The sequence below is a fragment of the Brevibacillus sp. NRS-1366 genome, from assembly GCF_050467985.1.
On record NZ_JBITPN010000024.1, the window covers coordinates 24,046 to 43,634 of the forward strand.

The following is a 19,589-nucleotide window of genomic DNA, read 5'->3' on the forward strand; positions in this document are numbered from 1 at the left end:
GGTCATCCCCTCTTTTCTTTCAAATGCAAGAAACGCAGGGCATTTTCTCCGAGCATCGCCCGCTTTTGTTCTTCCGTTAGCGTCAATGTCTGGTCAATCACTTCTCCCGGAGGATTTTCTCTTAACAGGAAGGGGTAATCCGACCCCATCAAAATCTTGTCATGACCAAAGCGATCCACCAAAAATTGAAGATTGGCCGGGTCGTTCACTAACGAGTCAAAGTAAAAATTTTTCGCATAATAACTCGGTGGCTGTTCAAGCAGCCTCAAATGTGGCCAAACCTTCCAGCCTTTGTCCAAACGAGGCAAAATGTACGGGAACGACCCGCCACCGTGGGCAAAACAAATGTTGAGCCCTGGGAACTTATCAATCACACCCCCCAAGATCAAGCTGGCTGCTGCCAAAGCCGTCTCACTAGGCATGCCGACTGTATACATGAGATTGTGGCGAGGCATCCGCTCTCTGCCTAATGTCTCCCACGGGTGGATAAAGAGCGGAACTTCCCACTTCTCCGCCATTTCGAAAAATTCGATGAGAGACGGATCGTCCAAATTATTTCCATTTACATTCGAGCCGATCTCAATTCCTTTGAGGCCCAGCTCGTGCATGCAGCGGTCCATCTCGCGGATGGCGATTTCTGTATGTTGCAAGGGGACCGTCCCGAGACCTGTAAAACGTTGCGGATTTTCCTCTACCGTCTTTGCGATAAAATCATTTTGGATGCGGGCCATGACTACCGCTTCCTCTGCTGGTGCCCAGTAAGAAAACGTAACAGGGATAGGCGACAATACTTGCATGTCTACCTTTTCTCGCTCCATATCCTCTATTCGCTTGGCCGGATCCCATACCTGATCCGTTACTTCGCGAAACACTTTCCCAGCAACCATAATATTGGCTCCGCATGCACACGTCCGATGCAGGGTCGGCCAGCGATCACTTTGATATTTTTCGGCCAGGTTCGGAAGATCTTCCGGAATGATATGCGTATGGAAATCTACTCGCATTTCCACTCACTCGCTTCCGGCGGCATCGCGTGTCCACAATTTTTGCATGTGCGAAGGTCCTGACTTCCGTTAAATCCATTGATTGCTTCTTTCACCTGGACTTCAATATTCGTCAGCTGTACTGTTACGCGATGCATTTCATGGTCGCACTTTTCGCAAAACCAGACAAAGTCCTCCAGCTCGCCTACTGCACGGTTCCTCTCGATCACGATCCCGATAGTATCAGGTACGCGGTGAGGAGAATGCGGTACATTCGGCGGAAGCAAGAACATTTCGCCTTCTTTCACGGTGATCACTTCGCGTTTGCCTTCGTAGTTGATGATCTCTACATAGGCATCTCCCTTCAGTTGATAAAAAACTTCTTCTGAGGGATCCACGTGAAAGTCGCGCCGTTTGTTCGGACCACCAATGACCTGCACCATAATTTCCGCGTCTTTCCAGATTACTTTATTGTTTACAGGCGGCTTCAGCAGTTCTTTGTTTTCCTCAATAAATTTCCAGAGATTAATCGTTTTGAAAGTGCTCATCGCTTCATTTCCCCCTCCTGGATTCGGTTTTCCCTTTCTCCTTTTAATGCTTTTTGCATAAAGACGACTTCATTCGCCAAGTCCGTCATTCTATCCAGCACCTCTTGATCCACGATTTCATTTTGCTTATTGAAATGGTCATTGTGAGCGTAAACGTAGCTAGGTGCCACAAAAGCGCGAAAGTATCCGGCGATTGGCTTCAATTGATTTTCAATCACCAGAAAGTGCTGATAGGTCCCACCTGTAGCAACGAATCCCATCACTTTATGGCGAAGGGCCTGCGGATGGACTAAATCAAACAGGTTTTTGAGCGCGCCGGTGAAGGAGCCTTGGAAGATGGGAGTCCCGATAATGTAAAAATCAGCGGCTGAAACGATATCAATCACCTTTTTTGTGTCCCCCGTGTACGTCGCCGGATCGCGTCCATCGCAAAACTGGACATCGTACTCGCTCAAATCCAGAAATTCAACCTCCACCTCTGGATGTGCTTGCTTTACTTTTTGGAGAACTTGCTGCACGACTACGCCTACTTTGCGTCCCGTAATCGTTCCTGAAATCCCTACTAATTTCACCCTTGTCACCTCGAATTTCTTTAAACGGATCTGGCAGATCTGATCTACCATCCTAATAGTGCAACAGATTGTTCGGTATCTCCCTGCGAAAGCAACTGACGTATTCTCGTAGAGGAAATCATTTTTCCATCGCCGCAATAAACGGGCTCCACGAGGCAAACTGGAAAAAACCGGGCGAGGAGATTTACGTCCCCTCCTCTGCTTCTTCCAAAGCGAAAGTCGTTGCCCACCAATATTTCCTGAGGACCAAGGCCCTTTAACTCTTCTAAAAAATCGATCGCACGTCGCCTCGTATAGCTTTCGTCAAAACGAGCGATGACTGCGTGATCAAGACCCAGCTTTGCCAATCGATCGGTTTTTTCCTGAAGGGACGTCAGTACACGTGCGCCTTGAAAATAAAAGCGAGGAGGTGGATCAAACGTATAGACCACACTAGGCACCCCGAGACTCTTGCTCCGTTCAATAAGACGGCGAATCACGGCTTGATGCCCTTGATGTACGCCATCGAAAGCGCCGATCGCGATCACAGAACTGGTTAATCCCAGGGTTCCATTTGTATGAATTCTCAGTTTTCACACCCCCTTTTCTGGCCTCTATCTATTCCTTTTCGCCCATAAATGACGGCGCGTGCTTCGCTTTACTTTTTCATGGCTGGTTGAGACGAATTGATTTTGAGAGCTTCGTCAACCATGTCAAATGAGTGATTGCGCTTGAATGCGTTGTAAAAAATGGCTCTTTTGCGAATCGGATCACCTGTATAGTAGCGCTCGTACTGAAGCAAACGTTGCCCGAATGCCTCTCCGCACAGATCCCACGCCAATTTGAACAGCTGCACCCGCTCTTCAGCGGATACTCCTTCTCTTCCTACATAGAAGTGCTCCATATCTTCCTTGAGATCCGGATGGGCAAAATCAGCACCTGTCGGGGACATGAGCAGACCTCCGGCTCCAATGATTTGCATGACTTCTATCGCACGCGGATACATCTTCGGCAGTAAACCGCGAATCGTCTCAAGCGATACCTCACCCGGCATAGCCTCGCCAAAAGGATTCAGTTGATACTCGTACTCGGCTACGCTCAGCAATGCCCGGATCGTTTCCACGGATTGGACTAGCTCTCCAAGCTGATCTTGGACATTCAAAAAAACGTCGACCCCAATGGAATCCGCTAGTCGGCAAGCAACTTCTGTAGCGAACTGCAGCTTGATCAATCCGCGAACGCCAGACTGGTGAGCCGGCTGCTGCGCGATTCCTGTTTTGGGATAGAGCAGATTTGCCGCCTCCACATTGTTGTACAGGAAAACGCGTTCCCAAGGGACCAGCACATCATGGAAGACTAGCACGGCATCCATTTCCTCAAATCTCGACGCCAATGGGTGATCAAACAGCGAGCGCTTTCCGTCCTGCATCGGTTCCCGACAGAGAATACGAAGACCGGGTGTATCAATCGGAATGGCAAATGCAAGTGCATAGCGCTCATCGCCCGGTTTGTATCCCGGGAAGGAATAAATAATGACTTCATCGGTTATGGGCGAAAGGGTAGCGAGCATCTTGGCTCCTCTCACCACTAATCCTTCGGGCGTCTCCTTCACAGCACCTAAATGCGTAAAGGTCTCTTTTTGTTCATGCGAAGTCTTACTGCGATCATTTTGCGGATTAATAATGGCATGAGTCAAAAACAGGTCGTTGTCGCGAATATAGCGATAGTAGTTCCGGATGTTATTCGCCCATTGATCACTATACTTATCAAGAAATTCTGCGTTGCTGTACAACGAGGTCACCACAACATTCAAAAAGTCTGGCGTACGGCCCATGAGGCCAAATGTTGCTCTTGCAAATACTTCAAATACAGCTCTGCGCGCTTGTAGATCTTCATAGTTTTTAGGAACCAGAAACGCATTGTTCACGCGCTCCCCTGTTTCCGGGCAAATATGGGTGATCTTGTCCTGATACTGCGGATCGTGCTGCAGATCGTACAAATGAGCAATTTGATGAATCGGTTCCTGGAATACTGGCTCGTTGTACACATCTGTTATTTTTCGGCCTGCCAGCCATACCTCCGGCTGACGTGATTGTAGCGCTGCAATATACTGAGCACCTGTACGAATTCCCATGACGCTTCCTCCTAAAAATTGTTTTCGGATCAATTCAATAGAATATTCGTTTTTTATCCTTTCGTTTCAATATCACAACTTGTACTCGAATTATATTATTTAGCTCAGTGATTATCTGTTAAACAGTTAACATTTTATTGATTTTTTTGAAGTTTCAAAACGGTCATTCTATTTTTGAATATAAACATGCAGGAATTCATTATTAATGAGATATTTTCAAAGTAGTGCAATCAGTAAGCCCATAGTACACTCTAATAAAAAGAATTTTCTGTAATGTTTGATATTTATTTTCCCGTTAATTAATCGTATACTGTACACAGTTTATGCTATTTCATGAGGAGGGAAGTAATGACAACATTATTGGATAAAGCAGAGTGTCCATTTTCTGCTCTCTGGCAGCCCTATCTCAAATACGGTCAGAGAATGTATTTTCAGCGTAAATCCATCATTTTTACACAAGGAAAATCAGCCTCAGGCTTTTATTTTGTGCTTAAAGGATTAATCAAAACCGTTACCGTAAAACCAGAAGGCCAAGAAAAAATATTGGAGTTCCTGGGTCCCGGAAAGCTTTTAGGGGAGTGTGGATTGGATCTCACCCTTTATTACTCTACAGCGATAGCTGCAGAGGATTCCGTCGTCTATTTCTTCTCCCTTCAGCATTTCAAGCATCTGTCCAGCACCTATCCGGATTTTGTTACCTTGTTTTTGAATTCTCTCAATCAAAAAATAAGAATTCTATCTGAAGAAAATACGTTGACAGCTTTATCAGCCGAGCAACAAATTGCTTATACGCTTTTAAAAATGAAAAGGGTGTGCAAAAGCAATCGCCTTTCTATTACCCAGCAGGATATCGCTAGCTTTACAAGTCTCACTCGGATAACCGTTTATAAAATTTTCAAAAAATGGAAAGAAAGCAATCTGATCGACATTCAGCAACGGACGATTATTATTAAAAAGCCTGCTCAGTTGCTTGCTTTTTTCCAAGAATCGATTTCGTAATGGAAGAAATCAGTCCACGTGTTTTCTCTCTTTATATAAATTTTCAACCATACTGTTAATTGGTTAATAGTTTTTATTTTCAGATTATTTCGGTTCTATCCAGTTTATTGTCAGATCAGACATGGTCGTTAACACCAGTACATGCTGGCCTCATCGGCAGCTACGCTCTGATCGGGATGATGATCGGAAATGTTCTGATTGGCACTTTGTCTGATCTAATCGGACGGAAATGGTCTCTGATTACGTATATCGCTGTTTTTTCGATAACAATGGGGTTGTCTGCTGCGGCTACTACTCCGGAGCTGTTAGGTATGTTTCGCTTTATTGGAGGGGTGGCACTAGGAGGAGCTATGCCGCTTGCTACCTCCCTGACGATTGAATACTCTCCTGCTCATCGTCGCTTGCTTTCTTTGCAGTAATTTTTTCTTTAAGGATCATTCGTACAAACAGGACCATGAATGCAGGTGTCGTGGATGTAATAATGGCTCCCCATACTCATTCAAGTGGTGGTACAATATCGACCACAACTTTACAACAACATCATTCCGCCCCAAATACTAGCGGCGAGTGATGAATATAAAGAACCTATCAAGGTGTTTTTCATTGTTGCCCTCCGTTTTTTAGACCCGAAAATCAACACGAAAAAGCTTCCACCGAAATAATGGCGGAAGCTTTCTAATTGACAAGGAACTTCTATTCTATACGCTATCTCCCCGGAATATCCGCTGCCGGTACTCCCCCAATCCCCCAGTGGGACTTCGGGACCTCGGTAACAATGACTCTAACGTTTTCTTTCGGAGCCCCGAGTGTCTCACACACCGTTGAAGTAAGGTTAGCGATCAATTCCTTCACTTTTTCCTCAGGTCTGCCTGCTATCATTTGCACTTGAATGAATGGCATTTTTGTACACCTTCCTTTATTATTTGATGGAGAAGGATACCTCTCCAAGTCCATCCAGCTTCGCGGTTACTGCGTCACCAGTCTCTAGCAGGAGAGCCTCTGTAATGCCACCCGTTAAAATGACTTCTCCCTTTTTCAGCTTCTTCCCTTTTCGCGACAGCATATTTGCCAGCATCGCCACCGATTGTGCCGGATTCCCCAACACTGCTGCTCCTGTTCCAAAATCTCTCAGCTTGCCATTGATGGTGATGGCCACTCCAACCAGCTCCAAATCAAGGTCATTTGAGTAGGGAATCTTTTCACCGAATACTACCCGTGATGAAGACGCATTGTCCGCAATGACATCCGGAAGGGTAAACTTGAAATTTTGGTAGCGGCTATCGATGATTTCCAACGCTGGAACGACATATTCGGTTGCTGCAAGCACTTGTGCGCCAGTTATACCCGGACCTTCGATATCTTTTCCCAATACAAAGGCAATTTCCGCCTCGACCTTAGGGTGGATGAGATCAGACATGGAAACTACTTCCTGATTAGGGACGTTCATGTAATCGAAAATAAATCCGTAAATCGGCTCTTCTACACCCATTTGCACCATTTTTGGACGACTCGTTAGCCCCATTTTCGGGCCAAGAATCTTTTTGCCTTGGGCAAGCTTGATATTCACCAGTTCTTCCTGGATCAGGTAAGCATCTTCAACCGTCAAATTTGGATACTCTTCAGTGATTCGGACGATTTCCCGTTTTTCTTCCTCTGCCGACAGACAGTATTGCGCCAACTGTTGAATATCGATGGTTTTCATCTTATTTCCTCCCTATCACCCAGCAGCTTCCGTCTTCTTTTTCGCGATTTCCGCTGCGACATCCAAAATCATATCCTCTTGACCGCCGACCACTTTTCTCTTTCCCAGTTCAACGAGAATGTCACGGGAATCCAGGCCAAATCGCCGGGCGGCTCTTTGGGCATGAAGCAAGAAGCTGGAGTATACGCCTGCATAGCCCAACACCAGACTATCTCTCGTGATTTCCTGAGGGGTATGGAGAATGGGTGCGACTGTCTCCTCAGCTACATCCATCATTTTATAGAGATCAATTCCGGTGTCAATGCCTAGCCGATCAAGGACTGCCACCAGCACTTCCGTTTGCGTGTTGCCTGCCCCCGCCCCCAGGCATCGGGCGCTTCCGTCAATCCGAGTTGCCCCCTCCTCGATCGCGACCAACGTGTTCGCCATCGCCAAAGAGAGGTTATTATGTCCGTGGAATCCAATTTCTACGGTCAGCGTATTGCGCAGGGCCCGAATTCTTTCCCTCACTTCATGCGGCAACAGGGCGCCTGCTGAATCGACCACATAAACGATGTCGGCTCCGTAGCTTTCCATCAGCTTAGCTTGTTCGACCAGTTTTTCCACAGGGGCCATATGAGACATCATTAAGAACCCTACTGTTTCCAATCCAAGCTCCTTCGACATCGCGATATGCTGGGCAGATACGTCCGCTTCCGTAACATGGGTCGCAATTCTCGCCATCTTCACGCCAAGGCCAGCTGCATGCTTCAACTCATTTACGGTACCGATCCCCGGAAGCAAAAGAACCGCTACTTTTGTATGTTGGCAAACGGAAACTGCCGCTTCGATCAGTTCCATCTCATTCGTTCGTGACAGGCCATACTGGAGCGAGGAGCCAGCCAAGCCGTCGCCGTGGGCTACCTCAATATAGGGCATCTTGGCTTCGTCTAGTGCTTTCGCGACTCTCGTTACTTGATCGACGGTAAATTGATGGGCGATAGCATGGCTTCCGTCACGCAGAGCCACCTCCGTAATTTTAATCTTGAGATTACCTGACATGATTCAACCTCTCCTCTTAGCGTATTTCCCCTGCAACCTTTGCCAGTTGGCGCTTTGCACACTCTTCGGCCACCTTGACTGCTGCGGCTGTCATGATATCCAAATTTCCGGAATATTTCGGCAAATAATCCCCTGCACCCTCGACTTCCAGGAATACTGTTACCTTATTTCCGTCAAATAGCGGTTCGGTCCGCAGACGATAACCAGGAACGTAAGCTTGAACCTCTAAAACGATCTCTTGGATTGAGCGGGTAATAGCTTCTACATCCATCGTCTCTTCTTCAACCAACGCGTGAACCGTATCCCGCATTATGATCGGCGGCTCAGCAGGGTTTAAGATAATGATGGCTTTTCCCTTTTTTGCTCCTCCAATTTTTTCAATTCCTCTTGATGTCGTCTGCGTAAATTCATCAATGTTTGCCCGTGTACCCGGTCCGGCGCTGCGACTGGAAATCGTCGCTACGATTTCGGCATATTCCACCGGACTTACCCGGTTGATCGCATGTACGATGGGAATCGTCGCTTGGCCTCCGCAGGTGATCAGATTGATGTTATCAGCTTCGGGATGTTCATGAAGATTGACGGGCGGCACTACCAACGCCCCAACTGCAGCAGGAGTTAAATCCAGTACCAGTTTGCCTGCTTCCTTTAATTTCTTCGCATGACGAATATGGGCTTTAGCCGAAGTCGCGTCAAATACAATATCCGCCAATTCAGGGCGATGCAAAAATCCTTCGATTCCTGTATCGATCGTTTCAATTCCCATTTCTTTTGCACGGCGCAACCCGTCCGAATCCGGATCAATCCCGATTAAGCACGTTAATTCCAATACGTCGGAGCGCAGCAGCTTCAGCATCAAATCCGTTCCGATATTTCCTGAGCCGAGAATGGCCGCCTTTACTTTTGCCATGTATATGTCCGCCTTTCTCCACCATTATTTCGTAAATTTCACACTTACTTCTCCCAAATGGGCAAATCGTGCCTGGAAGAAATCTCCTGGTTCTGCACTGACAGCTGCGGATAACGCGCCAGAAAGGATCACTTCCCCCGCTTTCAGCGTGACGCCAAACTCAAATAGCTGATTCGCCAGCCATGCTACGCAGGTTGCCGGATTCCCCAGAGCAGCGGCACCGATTCCGCTATTTACGATTTCTCCATTCTTGTACAACACCATCCCAATCTGAGGAAGGTTCACCTGGTTGACTGGGATCGGCTTCCCTCCCAAGACATACAGTCCAGATGAAGCATTATCGGCAATCGTGTCCTGGAGCTTGATCTTCCAATCCGCTATTCGGCTGTCCACAATTTCCAAAGCTGGTAGGACGTAATCCGTTGCTTCAAGCACATCCGCTTCTTTCACATTCGGTCCAACCAAATCCTTCTTCAGCACAAAGGCAATCTCTCCCTCCACCTTTGGCTGCAGAACACGATCGAAGGGGATTTTGTTACCGTTTTCGATTACCATATTGTCCAGCAAATGCCCGTAGTCCGGCTGGTCAACACCCAGTAACTGCTGCATGGCAAGCGAAGTCAATCCGATTTTCTTTCCTACAACCTTCTGCCCCGCTTCCAGCTTATGACCGATGGTGACCAGCTGCACTTCATAGGCTTCTTTCACGGACAGGTTTGGATATTGCTCCGTAAAGGGCTCGATGCCTTTGCGAGTAGTTTCCGCCTGAGCCAAGTGGTCTGCCAATTTGTATACCTGCTCTCGATCTATTACACTCATCTTCTTTCCTCCCCTTATAATTTAATGCAGATATTGGTTAACTCTGAGTAGAATTCAAAGCTGTGCATTCCGCCCTCGCGTCCAATACCGCTCTGTTTCATTCCGCCAAATGGTGTGCGCAAGTCACGCAAGAACCAGGTATTTACCCATACAATCCCCGCTTCGATTTGACCGGCTACACGGTGAGCGCGGCGAAGGTCATTGGTCCAAATAGAGGCGCTTAACCCGTAATGAGTATCATTGGCCTGTTCAATGACTTCTTCCTCTGTATCAAACGGGATTACGGTAACTACCGGTCCAAATATTTCCTCGTTTACCACACGGCAATTCCGGTCTAATCCAACAATAATGGTCGGATCGATATAATATCCTTTGTCTTGGCCATCCGGGCGCTTTCCGCCTGTCAGGATTTCTCCGCCTTCTTGTTTAGCCAGTTCGATGTAACTCGTCACGCGCTGATAATGTTCTTCTCCGATGAGAGCGCCGACCTTCGTTTTCGGATCGAACGGATCTCCTACTACCAATTCCTTCGTTTTTGCCAAGAACTTCTCCACAAACTGCTCATATACTGGCCTTTCTACATAAATGCGGGACCCGCAAAGGCATACTTCTCCTTGGTTAATAAAGCTCGACTTCATGGTGGTTTCGATAACCTCATCCAGATCAGAGTCAGCGAAAATGATGTTCGGATTCTTTCCGCCCAGCTCATAGGAGAGGCGCTTCAACGTCTTCGCAGCAGCTGCCATGATCACTTTTCCAGTTGTCGTCTCCCCTGTAAAGGAGATCGCATCGACATCCGGATGTTCCGAAAGCGCGGAGCCCGCAGAATTAGGGCCAAACCCGTGAACGATATTCACAACGCCGTCCGGCACCCCTGCTTCGCGGCAAATTTCCCCTAGCAATGTTGCCGTCATTGGGGTCAATTCAGCTGGCTTGATGACGCATGTATTACCTGCAGCCAGGCACGGTGCCAGCTTCCAAGTCAACAAGAGCAACGGAAGATTCCACGGATTGATCAGTCCTACTACTCCAACCGGGCGACGGATCGAATAGTTGAGCGCCACATCATCGGTTTGGTATGCTTCGGTTCCGAGCGATCTCATGTAGTCTGCGAAGAAGTGGAAGTTGTAAGCCGCTCTGGGAATATCGATGCTGCTGGAGAGCCAAATCGGTTTTCCTGTATCCAGGGATTCGAGTGCTGCCAGCTCATCCTTTCTTTCCAGGATGATATCTCCGATGCGTCGAATGACTGCCGCACGATCATTTGCGGTCATGTTCTTCCATGGACCCTTTAGCGCTTTCTTCGCTGCCTGAACCGCAAGATCAATTTCTTCTGCTCCGCCTTCCGCTACGGTTCCTAGTACTTCTTCGTTCGCCGGGTTAATGTTTTGAAAAGTCTTGTAATTCACCGAAGATTGATACTCCCCGTTAATAAAGTGAAGACAATCGATCGGCTTTTTTTGAATGGTTTGCCCAGTTATGAGTTGCATAAAATTCCCTCCCATAATTTAGCTTTTGCGTTTATTGGTGATGACTGGATGTTTTTTCTGACATCATCTTATACCAGCCAAAAAGGTAACATAAGCCGCATGTCCCGGATAACGGGACAAGAAAAGATTTTTCAAAATAGAAAATCATTGTATAATGATGTCACTTCACCCAAATCCTATTGGATTGGCTATCTGAAAGGACAACTGCCATGACTGAAAAACCAGCGAAACAAGAGCACCTGCTTTCTTCCGTAACGAATGCCCTTCGCATTATGCGTGCTTTCACCCTCGAAGAACCGGAAAAAGGAATTCGAGAGCTGGCAAAGGAGCTTGCGCTTAGCAAAAGCTCCGTACAGCGTTTGGTTGCCACTCTGTCTCAGCAGGGATTTGTGGTCAAAGATCCGTCTACACAAAAATACCGTTTAGGTGTCTCTCTGCTCGGCCTTAGTAGGGTCGTCACCAATCATCTTGAAATTCACAGGGAATCCCTTCCAGTCCTGGAGAAATTAGTAGAGAAAGTAGGAGAAACGGCACACATTGGCATTCTGGAAGGAACCAACGTGGTCTATTTGCACAAAGTAGAAACCAAGCGCCCCACTTCTATTTTGACGGACATAGGAAAAAATAACCCGCCTTACTGCACAGGCTGCGGCAAAGCCATTCTCGCCTATCAGGATAGCGAAGTGATTGAACAAGTCATCTCCGAAGGACTTATTCCCTACACGGACAAAACGATCACGATTCCTTCCGAATTTCGGGATCATCTAAAAGCAATTAAACAAAATGGATTTGCCGTTAGTATGGGAGAATTAAATGAGGATGCAGTATCTATTGCCGCACCTGTGCGCGATTATACGGGGCACGTATTCGCCGCTTTATCTATCGTCGGGCCAATTCAACGAATGAACAGCAATCTGTTCCCTGATTATTCCAAGGAAGTCATGAGGGCGGCGATGGAAATCTCCGAAAATCTCGGTTACATCAAGAAAATTTCCTATCGACCAGACCGTTCCAAATAGCATCAGGTATACCGAATAGGTTTATTTCAGAGCCTTGTGCATAAATACAACCTCTTGGGCAAGCTGCGATATCCTGTCTATGACATCCTGATCAACAATCTCATTCGTCTTGTTGAAGTGCTCATTGTGAACGTAAACATAGCTTGGAGCAACGTAAGCTCGAAAGTATCCTGCAATCGGTTTCAACTGATTTTCGATGACTAAGAAATGCTGCCAAGTCCCCCCTGTAGCAACAAACCCGATGACTTTGTTTCTTAGGGCAGCAGGTGGTATCAAATCAAACAGATTTTTTAATGCACCCGTCAAGGAACCTTGGAAAATCGGGGTACCAATGATATAAAAGTCAGCTGATAAAACGCGATCAATAACGGCCCTCGTGTCCTCGTTGTAGGTGGAAGGATCCCTTCCGTCACAAAACTGAACATCATACTGTTTCAAGTCCAAGAGTTCCACTTCTATTTCCTCATGCTGCTTTTTCGCTTCTCCCAATACCTGATTGACGACTGCTAGCGTCTTCGAACCCGTTAGTGTTCCTGAAATCCCCAATAGCTTCATTTGCAAAGCTCCCCTTTTAGATTTATGCGTTGCAGCCATGCCTTTCCTCACGCTTGACTTTATATTAGCAATCGTCCGACTATTCCATAATGTACTTTTCGTACAGTGATTCGATTAATTCGTGTACGATTCACACCTTAATATTTTTTCTCCGTATGTTATGATTCAGATAAAAATAGCTTGCGTTGCTTCCCTGTAGTGGAAATTTACGAAATTTTCTGTCCTATCTCACGAAAATTCCTTTACTTTGGAAGAAACAGGTGGTTTCTCTCCACATTCTTTTTCCGAAAAGACCTTTTAGAGAGGGGATATCTATGACAAAAAAGGCAAGCGATATAACCTTAAACGATATGCTTGAATTACATGACAAGGATGGAGATTTTCTGCGACTACATCGCATGATCATCTCAAGTGCCGAAGCCTGGGGAGCGCTGATCCGCGATCTGATTATGGCGCTCGGCATCGAAAGAGCAAAGCGCTTCTTGCTCCGCTATGGGTGGCATTGCGGCGTTCACGAAGCAAGAATCTTCAAGAATATGTTCCAGTGGGAAGATGACAAGGAATGGGTGCTTGCCGGCTCGAAGATGCACGATATCTCTGGCCGCGTTTCTTCCGTTCCAATCAAGCTGAATATTCAAATAAAAAAGGGAATCTTCGATGTGGAAGGATATTGGTTTAACTCCTATGAAGCCACTCAATATTTGAAGTATTTCAGCCATCACCATGAACCCGTTTGCTACTTCCTGGTGGGATATGCCGGGGGATACTGCAGTGAATCTTTTGGGAAGAGAATCATCTTCAAGGAAGTAGCATGTGCCGGTAAGGGCGATGAACATTGCCGCTTTGTAGGGAAAACGGTTGAGCTCTGGGGAGACGAGATTGCCGACGAGCTGGTAGATTATGAGCAAGAGGATATCGGGGACGAACTGGACAGAGCCTACAAGCGTATTGAAAAGCAGCGGGAGGTTTTAAAAAGAGCAGGCACCCTCAGTCAAAGCCTTACGCAGATCGTACTTCAAGGGAAAGGTTTGGATGCCATTGCCGAAATTTTAGGAACAACCTTAAACTGTAGCGTGCTGCTGGAAAACCAGCATTTTGAAACGATTGCTGGGTTTGGCGATGTAACCGGGTACTCTCTGAAATCTCTGATGGAAAACAAAAAAGCGCTATCCGATAGTCAATTGGGAAGCATCAACAGAATGTTCCAGGAGCACTGCGCAACAGAGTTTGATTTGCATGAACCTTTTCCTTTCCCCCATAAACGGCTTACAATCCCTATTGTGATCCGCAATCAGACCTATGGATTCATTTCCGTGATAAAAAATGAAGGGGAGGTTGGGGAGCTCGAAGCCGCTTTTCTCGAGCAAACAGCCAATATTTGTGCTTTCCAAATGTTGAATGAGAAAACGGCGATTGAAACGGAGCAGCGAATGATGGGAGAGCTGCTGGACCAGCTTCTTACTCAACCCGTGGAGAATTCCTACGCTGCGAAAAAGCTTTCCTATCTCGGATATAATCTGAGGCAACCGCACTATGTTTTTATTTTTCGTTTGGAAGACCCCTGTATGCAGCTAGAGAATGAGCATGCCATTACTGCGAAAAGGGATGATATCATCAATTACCTGTTGAAGGATGCATCCATCTTGGACGAAAAAATATTGTTGTCAAGTCGCTTGGATCGCATCCATGCCCTTGTCCCTGAGTCATTGATCAAAAAACAGTACATGCCCGTCAAAAAATACGGAGAAGGACTTTTGAAACGCTTGGGAAACATCGTCCAGCCCTTAAAAATCGTTCTTGGCATCAGTGATTGTTGCAAAGATATCACGCAGCTGAATGATTCATTCAACGATTCTTTGAAAGCGATCGAGATTGCCAAAATCAAAAGGCAGGACAACCAGGTCGTACTCTCTTCCGAGCTTGGCCACCTCGCCATATTACTCGATGCCAAAAGACCCGATGAATTGGAACGCTACGCTTCCAAGCTTCTAGGACAGCTCTATGAATACGACCAGCAGTATTCCAGTGAATTCTTGCAAACCCTCTACAACTATTTAAATAATGAATGCAACCTGTACAAAACGGCTCGATTCATGAACGTTTCTATTAGCGGCATGCGCTACAGGCTGGGACGCATACAAGAATTATCGGGGATCGATGTGAGCCAATCTACAACGAGATTCGAGATCCAGATGGCGTTGGAAATTTACCTTGTGCTAGGAAAGATTCAATTTCATAAAATCAGCAAATAGGAATGGGACGTATGCCCATTCCTTGGATTCCCCACGCTTCCCGGCAAAGCTTTAATAGTAGACCAGCGCCGGGAAAATCGTGAGCAACAAAATACAGACCATATACGCAAAAAGAAAGTACCCAGCTCCCCTGAAAATGGTGGTGATCGGAACGGAAGGTGCCAATCCTTTCACGACAAACACGTTAATCCCAACCGGTGGCGTGATGGCTCCCACGCTTGTGATAATGCACAACACGATCGCGAACCATACCGGATCAAAGCCTAAAGAAAGAGCCGTCGGGAAAAAGATAGGGATAGAAATGATCAGGAAGCCCAAAGCATCCATAATCGCCCCGCCAACTACGAAAACCAGATAAATACCGAGCATGATAAAAAATGGATGAAGAGGTAGGGCACTCACCCAATCCGCCACTTCAAACGGCAGACGGGTAATGGTTAAAAAGCGACCGAAAACCAACGCGCTGGCAACCAGCATGACGACCATTGCCGATGCTCGAAGGGTATCGAAAGCAGCCTTTTTGAAATTTTCCCATGTCAGCTTCTTTAAAATTACCGCGTATACCAAAGCTCCAAATGTCCCAATAGCCCCGGACTCCGTTGCGGTAAACCAGCCCATAAACAATCCGCCAATGACGAAAACGAGCAAAGCCAAAGTAGGAAAAACACCAGGTATGACTTTCATCTTTTCCAGCATAGTAGATTTTGGACCCGCCGGACCCAATTCAGGATTCCTTTGACAGAGTACCCAGACTGTCAAAAGAAAAAGGCTGACAAGCAAAATACTGGGAACAATACTCGCGATAAAAAGATCGCGAATGGATAGTTCCATCTGCAAGGCAATAACCAAAAGCACCGTGCTGGGTGGAATAATAATTCCAAGTGTGCCGCCACCAGCGATGCTTCCCGTACTCAGGGCGTCATCATACTTGTATTTCTTCATCTCAGGGATGGCCATCGTCCCAATCATGGCTGCCGTAGCTGAATTGGAGCCGCAGATGGACCCAAATCCTGCGCTCGCCAAGATAATGGTCCATGCCATTCCCCCCTTCAGCTGTCCTACCCATTTATAGGCTGCATGAAAGAGCTTGTCCGTAATCCCTGCTCGGAAGACCACTTCCCCCATGAGAATGTACATCGGGATCACGCTTAAAGAATAATCAGAAAATTGACTCCATAAATCCGTTGTTGTCACTTTGAATGCCGCTTCGGGGGAAGCTACGACCACCAAGCCTATGAATCCGACCAAAAACATGGCAAAACTGATGGGCATTCTCAACATCATGAGAATAAAGAGGGCAAGGATTCCCAAAAGGGCAATAACAGTAGCACTCAATTCTGTTCACCTCCAGTACAAATCTTCAAAAAATCAACCAAAAGCGACAAGAATAAAGCAAAAAAACCAACACTCACGACTAAAATCACCGGATAATACACAATGCCTAAGGTTTGGGACAGAATACCACTTTCCATCGTCGAGTATGAAAACTTGACAAAGTGGTAGGAAAGGAAAATAAAAAAGATGAGACTTGCTAATATCACGAGTCCTTGAATCAACGTCCTTACTCTTCTTGGCAAACGTTGGACAAAGACATCGATATCCACATGGCCTCGATAAATTTGCGTATATCCCAGTGAAAGGGCTGCCGTCACAGCCGCCGACCATCCAACCAGCTCCGTAATCCCTACGATCGGAGTAAACATCACGCGCATTAAGACGTTTGCGACGATAAGCAGCATCATGCTTACCATAGATACAACCGCCAGGAACGCAAGAAAATGATTAACCTGTTGATTCAAACGATCCAATGCGTTCATGAAATTCGACTTTTTGGGGAGTGGAACCATTGCTAATTCTTTTACTTCCATTTCACTTTGACTTGCCATGAGTAAGTCACCCCTATATCATTTCTGCTGCATTTGTCCCTAGCCCTACGCTCACAAATGCTATGGATCCATGCTAGCGGACCAGATAAGTCTCGTTCTCAGCGAGTTTAGCCACCCAATTTTGGGATCTTTCATAAACTTCAGCGATTTGAAATATCCTGCGCTCCTCAAACGGTCTGCCGATGATTTGCATACCTACTGGGAGATTGCCCGACATAAATCCGCATGGGAGGGTGAGAGCAGGAAGTCCTGTAATATTACCGAATGGCGTGCGCCCCAATGTAAACATATTGCCGATCGCCTGATCGGGCGGCACGGTTCCAATCAGGAACGGGCGTTTAGCGTTAGCAGGAGCAAGAAGACCATCAAATCCTTTCAGCTTCTCCCTTAACTCCTGACTAAACTTGCTTCGCGTGCGCTGCGCATTCAGGTACTGCACAGCACTGATGCTTTGGCCGAAGCTGAAACGGTATTTCAGGTCTTCCCCATACCAATCCTTATACTTGTTTAAAATGGGCTCGTGAAAAGCCAGGACCTCTGATTGGGCAATCACTTTCAGCGCCTGCAGGGCCTCGTCAAGTCCCGGTAATTCAATTTCCGCGATTTCCGCACCTAGCGCCTGCATGTCCCTCATTGCCTGCTCAACCAACCATTCTACTTCGGGCTCCAAATCATCAAAGAAGTGCTTCCGAACCACCGCCAGCCTGATCCCTTTCAGATCTGGAAGGGCCTGATCCCACATGACATCATCCGCTTGGGATACAGTAGCGGAATCTAATGGATCGAAGCCTGTTATCGCTTCCAGCAGGATAGCCGAATCCTTCACCGTGCGCGTCATGGGTCCGATATGGTCCAGGGACCAGCTAAACGGCAAACATCCATTCCTGCTGACTCTGCCGTATGTAGGCTTCATGCCAGTAATCCCGCAGATCGCTGCCGGCAAGCGGATCGAGCCTGCCGTGTCCGTTCCGATCGCACCGTAGCACAGACCTGTAGCGACGGCCACCGCTGAACCTCCACTGGAGCCTCCAGGAACTCTTTCCAAATCCCACGGGTTGCGACACACTCCATAATGGGGATTTTCTGTTGTAGCTCCCATAGCAAACTCGTGCAAATTTGCCTTGCCGATAAGGATAGCTCCTGCCTCTTTTAGCTTTCGAACGACCGTTGCGTCACGATCCGGAATCCAATTCTCCATAACCTTTGAGCCTGCTGTTGTTTCATGGCCCTTCGTTTCCAAAATATCCTTGACGGCTATCGGAACCCCGTGAAGAGGACCGCGTACACCTTGCTCCATGAGTTCCCGCTCTAGCACCTCGGCTTGCTGACAGGCGTCTTCTGCCAATACATTGATATAAGCATTGACTGTGGGATTGTATCGTTCAATTCGTTGAAGCACCTGCTTAGTCAGTTCTACCGGTGAAATTTTCTTTGTCTGTATCAGCTTTGACAAGGTCGATATGTCCAGAAAAAATAAATCACTCATCATAATCCCGCCACTCTATTAAGGTAAATGTGAATGCAGGCTCCTCTTTTAGCAAATTTATGGATGCTTCCTGATCCAGCTGCAATACTTGCTTCAAATAATCCTCTAAATTCATGCCTACTCCCCTCCTCTGCTAGCAACCATCACAGCTCCTACTCTTTTGAATATTTGTCGATCAAATCATAGAGTTTTTGCTTATACTCTTTTGCTGGCTGCCCTTTTGCTTCCAGTTCATCCACGTATTTGTCCTGCATCGCCTTCAGCTTTTGCTCCCATACGTCTTTATCGCTTAGCTCAACCATCTGTGTACCATGCTCTTTTTGACTCCACTCCAAAGCTTCCTTAACATGATTGTCCAGGTACTCTCCGGTAAATGCAGTCATTTCGCCGTTAAGCTCATCGATGACCTTTTGAACATCCGCCGGCAAGGAATTCCATACGTCTTTGTTCATGACGGCAATAAAGGTGTTAATGGTCAGTGGATAATTAGTTACATATTTGACGCTTTCAGCAAATTTCAAGTCAAGCAAGGCTTCCCGGGAGGTAACCAGACCGTTGACCACTCCGGTTTGTAGAGCTTCTGCCACCTCGGCCTGGGACATTCCCACAGGCGACGCGCCCAGCTCCTGCATGATTGGCGTAAGGGCCCCAGAAATGCGAAGCTGCTTCCCTTTCAAGTCACCCAGGCTAGTAACGGAATCCTTGGTTTGAATATAGGAGGCTTCTGTTGCAAATGAGGTAATTATCTTAAAATCCTTGAGCGCTTCTGGCGGATACTGTTCGATCAAATCATGAACGACCCGGCTTGCCGCTTTGGAGCTTGTGTAGCCGGAGGGCATATCAGAGATAGCCAATAACGGGAAGCGGCCCGGTTCATAAGTGGTGGAGGACAACCCGATATCCGCTACTTTGTTGGCGATGCCGTCGTACATGTTATCTGCTTTCAGAAGGGTTCCGCCCAGGAACAAATTGACTTTGACCTTGCCATTCGTGCGCTTTTCCAGCTCTGCTTTCCATTTTTCCATTTGTACGGCAGGAAAAGTATTCGCTGGGGCAAAAAAGGCATAGGATAATTCAATAGGCTTCTCATTTGACGCTGGGGAAGACTGGCCGCCCGCTTGTTGGGCCGCTTGATTGCCTCCTCCGCATGCAGTTAGCATGGCAACCAAAGATAGAGTTAATAGACTGGTTACTAGTTTTTTCACAAATTTTGC

At 46.9% G+C, this 19,589-nt stretch carries 20 protein-coding genes and 2 pseudogenes; 4 read left to right on the forward strand and 18 right to left on the reverse strand.

All coding sequences use genetic code 11. From position 1 onward, the window contains the following. Window positions 1-2 precede the first annotated feature (2 nt). The 5 genes from ACIFQN_RS21715 to ACIFQN_RS21735 all read right to left on the reverse strand — a co-directional run bounded on the left by ACIFQN_RS21715 (window position 3) and on the right by ACIFQN_RS21735 (window position 4,216). Window positions 3-1,004, reverse strand: a complete 1,002-nt coding sequence (locus ACIFQN_RS21715) for an amidohydrolase family protein (RefSeq protein ID WP_429835208.1) — start codon at window positions 1,002-1,004, stop codon at window positions 3-5. Further along, window positions 995-1,531 carry a 3-hydroxyanthranilate 3,4-dioxygenase gene (locus tag ACIFQN_RS21720; protein ID WP_429835134.1) on the reverse strand — a complete coding sequence of 179 codons (537 nt, stop codon included), beginning with the start codon at window positions 1,529-1,531 and terminating at the stop codon, window positions 995-997. The genes ACIFQN_RS21715 and ACIFQN_RS21720 overlap by 10 nt, the downstream gene beginning before the upstream one ends. Continuing rightward, a complete protein-coding gene (locus ACIFQN_RS21725; protein ID WP_429835135.1) occupies window positions 1,528-2,103 on the reverse strand; it encodes an NADPH-dependent FMN reductase in 576 nt (191 codons plus the stop codon). The genes ACIFQN_RS21720 and ACIFQN_RS21725 overlap by 4 nt, the downstream gene beginning before the upstream one ends. Window positions 2,104-2,147: 44 nt before the next feature. Next, entirely contained in the window at window positions 2,148-2,672 is a 525-nt protein-coding gene (locus tag ACIFQN_RS21730) for an FAD synthetase (protein WP_429835209.1), read from the reverse strand. Between the two features lie 68 nt (window positions 2,673-2,740). After that, window positions 2,741-4,216, reverse strand: coding sequence for a 4-hydroxyphenylacetate 3-hydroxylase family protein (locus tag ACIFQN_RS21735; protein WP_429835136.1), 1,476 nt, complete (start codon window positions 4,214-4,216; stop codon window positions 2,741-2,743). Window positions 4,217-4,564: 348 nt separating this feature from the next. On the opposite strand from ACIFQN_RS21735, the gene ACIFQN_RS21740 reads away from it, so the two are divergent. Both ACIFQN_RS21740 and ACIFQN_RS21745 read left to right on the forward strand, forming a co-directional pair. Further along, the gene (locus ACIFQN_RS21740) at window positions 4,565-5,215 is read left to right on the forward strand and encodes a Crp/Fnr family transcriptional regulator (protein WP_429835137.1); all 651 of its coding nucleotides are present in this window, start codon (window positions 4,565-4,567) and stop codon (window positions 5,213-5,215) included. 89 nt (window positions 5,216-5,304) lie between these two features. Next, window positions 5,305-5,616 (forward strand): annotated as a pseudogene (locus tag ACIFQN_RS21745) (MFS transporter); the annotation flags it as partial. Window positions 5,617-5,620: 4 nt separating this feature from the next. On the opposite strand, the pseudogene ACIFQN_RS21750 reads toward ACIFQN_RS21745, so the two are convergent. The 7 genes and pseudogenes from ACIFQN_RS21750 to ACIFQN_RS21780 form a co-directional block, all read right to left on the reverse strand. Continuing rightward, a pseudogene (locus ACIFQN_RS21750) lies at window positions 5,621-5,819 on the reverse strand (EamA family transporter); the annotation flags it as partial. Window positions 5,820-5,920: 101 nt separating this feature from the next. Beyond that, window positions 5,921-6,169 (reverse strand): 4-oxalocrotonate tautomerase, encoded by a 249-nt coding sequence (locus ACIFQN_RS21755; protein WP_429835138.1) that lies wholly within the window; start codon window positions 6,167-6,169, stop codon window positions 5,921-5,923. Beyond that, complete coding sequence (locus ACIFQN_RS21760; RefSeq protein WP_429835139.1) at window positions 6,135-6,917, reverse strand: 2-keto-4-pentenoate hydratase; 783 nt, start codon at window positions 6,915-6,917, stop codon at window positions 6,135-6,137. Before ACIFQN_RS21760 ends, ACIFQN_RS21755 begins: the two co-directional genes overlap by 35 nt. Window positions 6,918-6,932: 15 nt before the next feature. Next, a complete protein-coding gene (dmpG, locus tag ACIFQN_RS21765) occupies window positions 6,933-7,958 on the reverse strand; it encodes a 4-hydroxy-2-oxovalerate aldolase (RefSeq protein WP_429835140.1) in 1,026 nt (341 codons plus the stop codon). A gap of 16 nt (window positions 7,959-7,974) precedes the next feature. Further along, window positions 7,975-8,868, reverse strand: a complete 894-nt coding sequence (locus ACIFQN_RS21770; RefSeq protein WP_429835141.1) for an acetaldehyde dehydrogenase (acetylating) — start codon at window positions 8,866-8,868, stop codon at window positions 7,975-7,977. A gap of 24 nt (window positions 8,869-8,892) precedes the next feature. After that, a complete protein-coding gene (locus tag ACIFQN_RS21775) occupies window positions 8,893-9,687 on the reverse strand; it encodes a 2-keto-4-pentenoate hydratase (protein ID WP_429835142.1) in 795 nt (264 codons plus the stop codon). Window positions 9,688-9,701: 14 nt separating this feature from the next. Then, the gene (locus ACIFQN_RS21780; protein ID WP_429835143.1) at window positions 9,702-11,177 is read right to left on the reverse strand and encodes an aldehyde dehydrogenase; all 1,476 of its coding nucleotides are present in this window, start codon (window positions 11,175-11,177) and stop codon (window positions 9,702-9,704) included. A 209-nt stretch (window positions 11,178-11,386) separates the two neighbouring features. On the opposite strand from ACIFQN_RS21780, the gene ACIFQN_RS21785 reads away from it, so the two are divergent. Then, complete coding sequence (locus ACIFQN_RS21785; protein ID WP_429835144.1) at window positions 11,387-12,196, forward strand: IclR family transcriptional regulator; 810 nt, start codon at window positions 11,387-11,389, stop codon at window positions 12,194-12,196. Between the two features lie 21 nt (window positions 12,197-12,217). Here the strand turns inward: ACIFQN_RS21785 and ACIFQN_RS21790 are convergent, their stop codons facing one another. Next, window positions 12,218-12,751, reverse strand: coding sequence for an NADPH-dependent FMN reductase (locus ACIFQN_RS21790; protein WP_429835145.1), 534 nt, complete (start codon window positions 12,749-12,751; stop codon window positions 12,218-12,220). Between the two features lie 314 nt (window positions 12,752-13,065). On the opposite strand from ACIFQN_RS21790, the gene ACIFQN_RS21795 reads away from it, so the two are divergent. Next, window positions 13,066-15,003 carry a XylR N-terminal domain-containing protein gene (locus ACIFQN_RS21795; protein WP_429835146.1) on the forward strand — a complete coding sequence of 646 codons (1,938 nt, stop codon included), beginning with the start codon at window positions 13,066-13,068 and terminating at the stop codon, window positions 15,001-15,003. A 51-nt stretch (window positions 15,004-15,054) separates the two neighbouring features. Here ACIFQN_RS21795 and ACIFQN_RS21800 read toward each other — a convergent pair whose 3' ends face one another. From ACIFQN_RS21800 to ACIFQN_RS21820, 5 genes are all read right to left on the reverse strand, one after another. Further along, on the reverse strand, window positions 15,055-16,338 hold the full coding sequence (locus ACIFQN_RS21800; protein ID WP_429835147.1) for a TRAP transporter large permease: 1,284 nt from the start codon (window positions 16,336-16,338) through the stop codon (window positions 15,055-15,057). Further along, complete coding sequence (locus ACIFQN_RS21805) at window positions 16,335-16,889, reverse strand: TRAP transporter small permease (protein WP_429835148.1); 555 nt, start codon at window positions 16,887-16,889, stop codon at window positions 16,335-16,337. The genes ACIFQN_RS21800 and ACIFQN_RS21805 overlap by 4 nt, the downstream gene beginning before the upstream one ends. 73 nt (window positions 16,890-16,962) lie before the next feature. Further along, window positions 16,963-18,378: an amidase gene (locus ACIFQN_RS21810; protein WP_429835149.1), complete on the reverse strand. Its 1,416-nt coding sequence runs from the start codon at window positions 18,376-18,378 to the stop codon at window positions 16,963-16,965. Beyond that, window positions 18,368-18,490, reverse strand: coding sequence for a hypothetical protein (locus tag ACIFQN_RS21815; protein ID WP_429835150.1), 123 nt, complete (start codon window positions 18,488-18,490; stop codon window positions 18,368-18,370). Before ACIFQN_RS21815 ends, ACIFQN_RS21810 begins: the two co-directional genes overlap by 11 nt. A 37-nt stretch (window positions 18,491-18,527) precedes the next feature. After that, window positions 18,528-19,580: a TRAP transporter substrate-binding protein gene (locus ACIFQN_RS21820; RefSeq protein WP_429835151.1), complete on the reverse strand. Its 1,053-nt coding sequence runs from the start codon at window positions 19,578-19,580 to the stop codon at window positions 18,528-18,530. Between the last annotated feature and the right edge of the window lie 9 nt (window positions 19,581-19,589).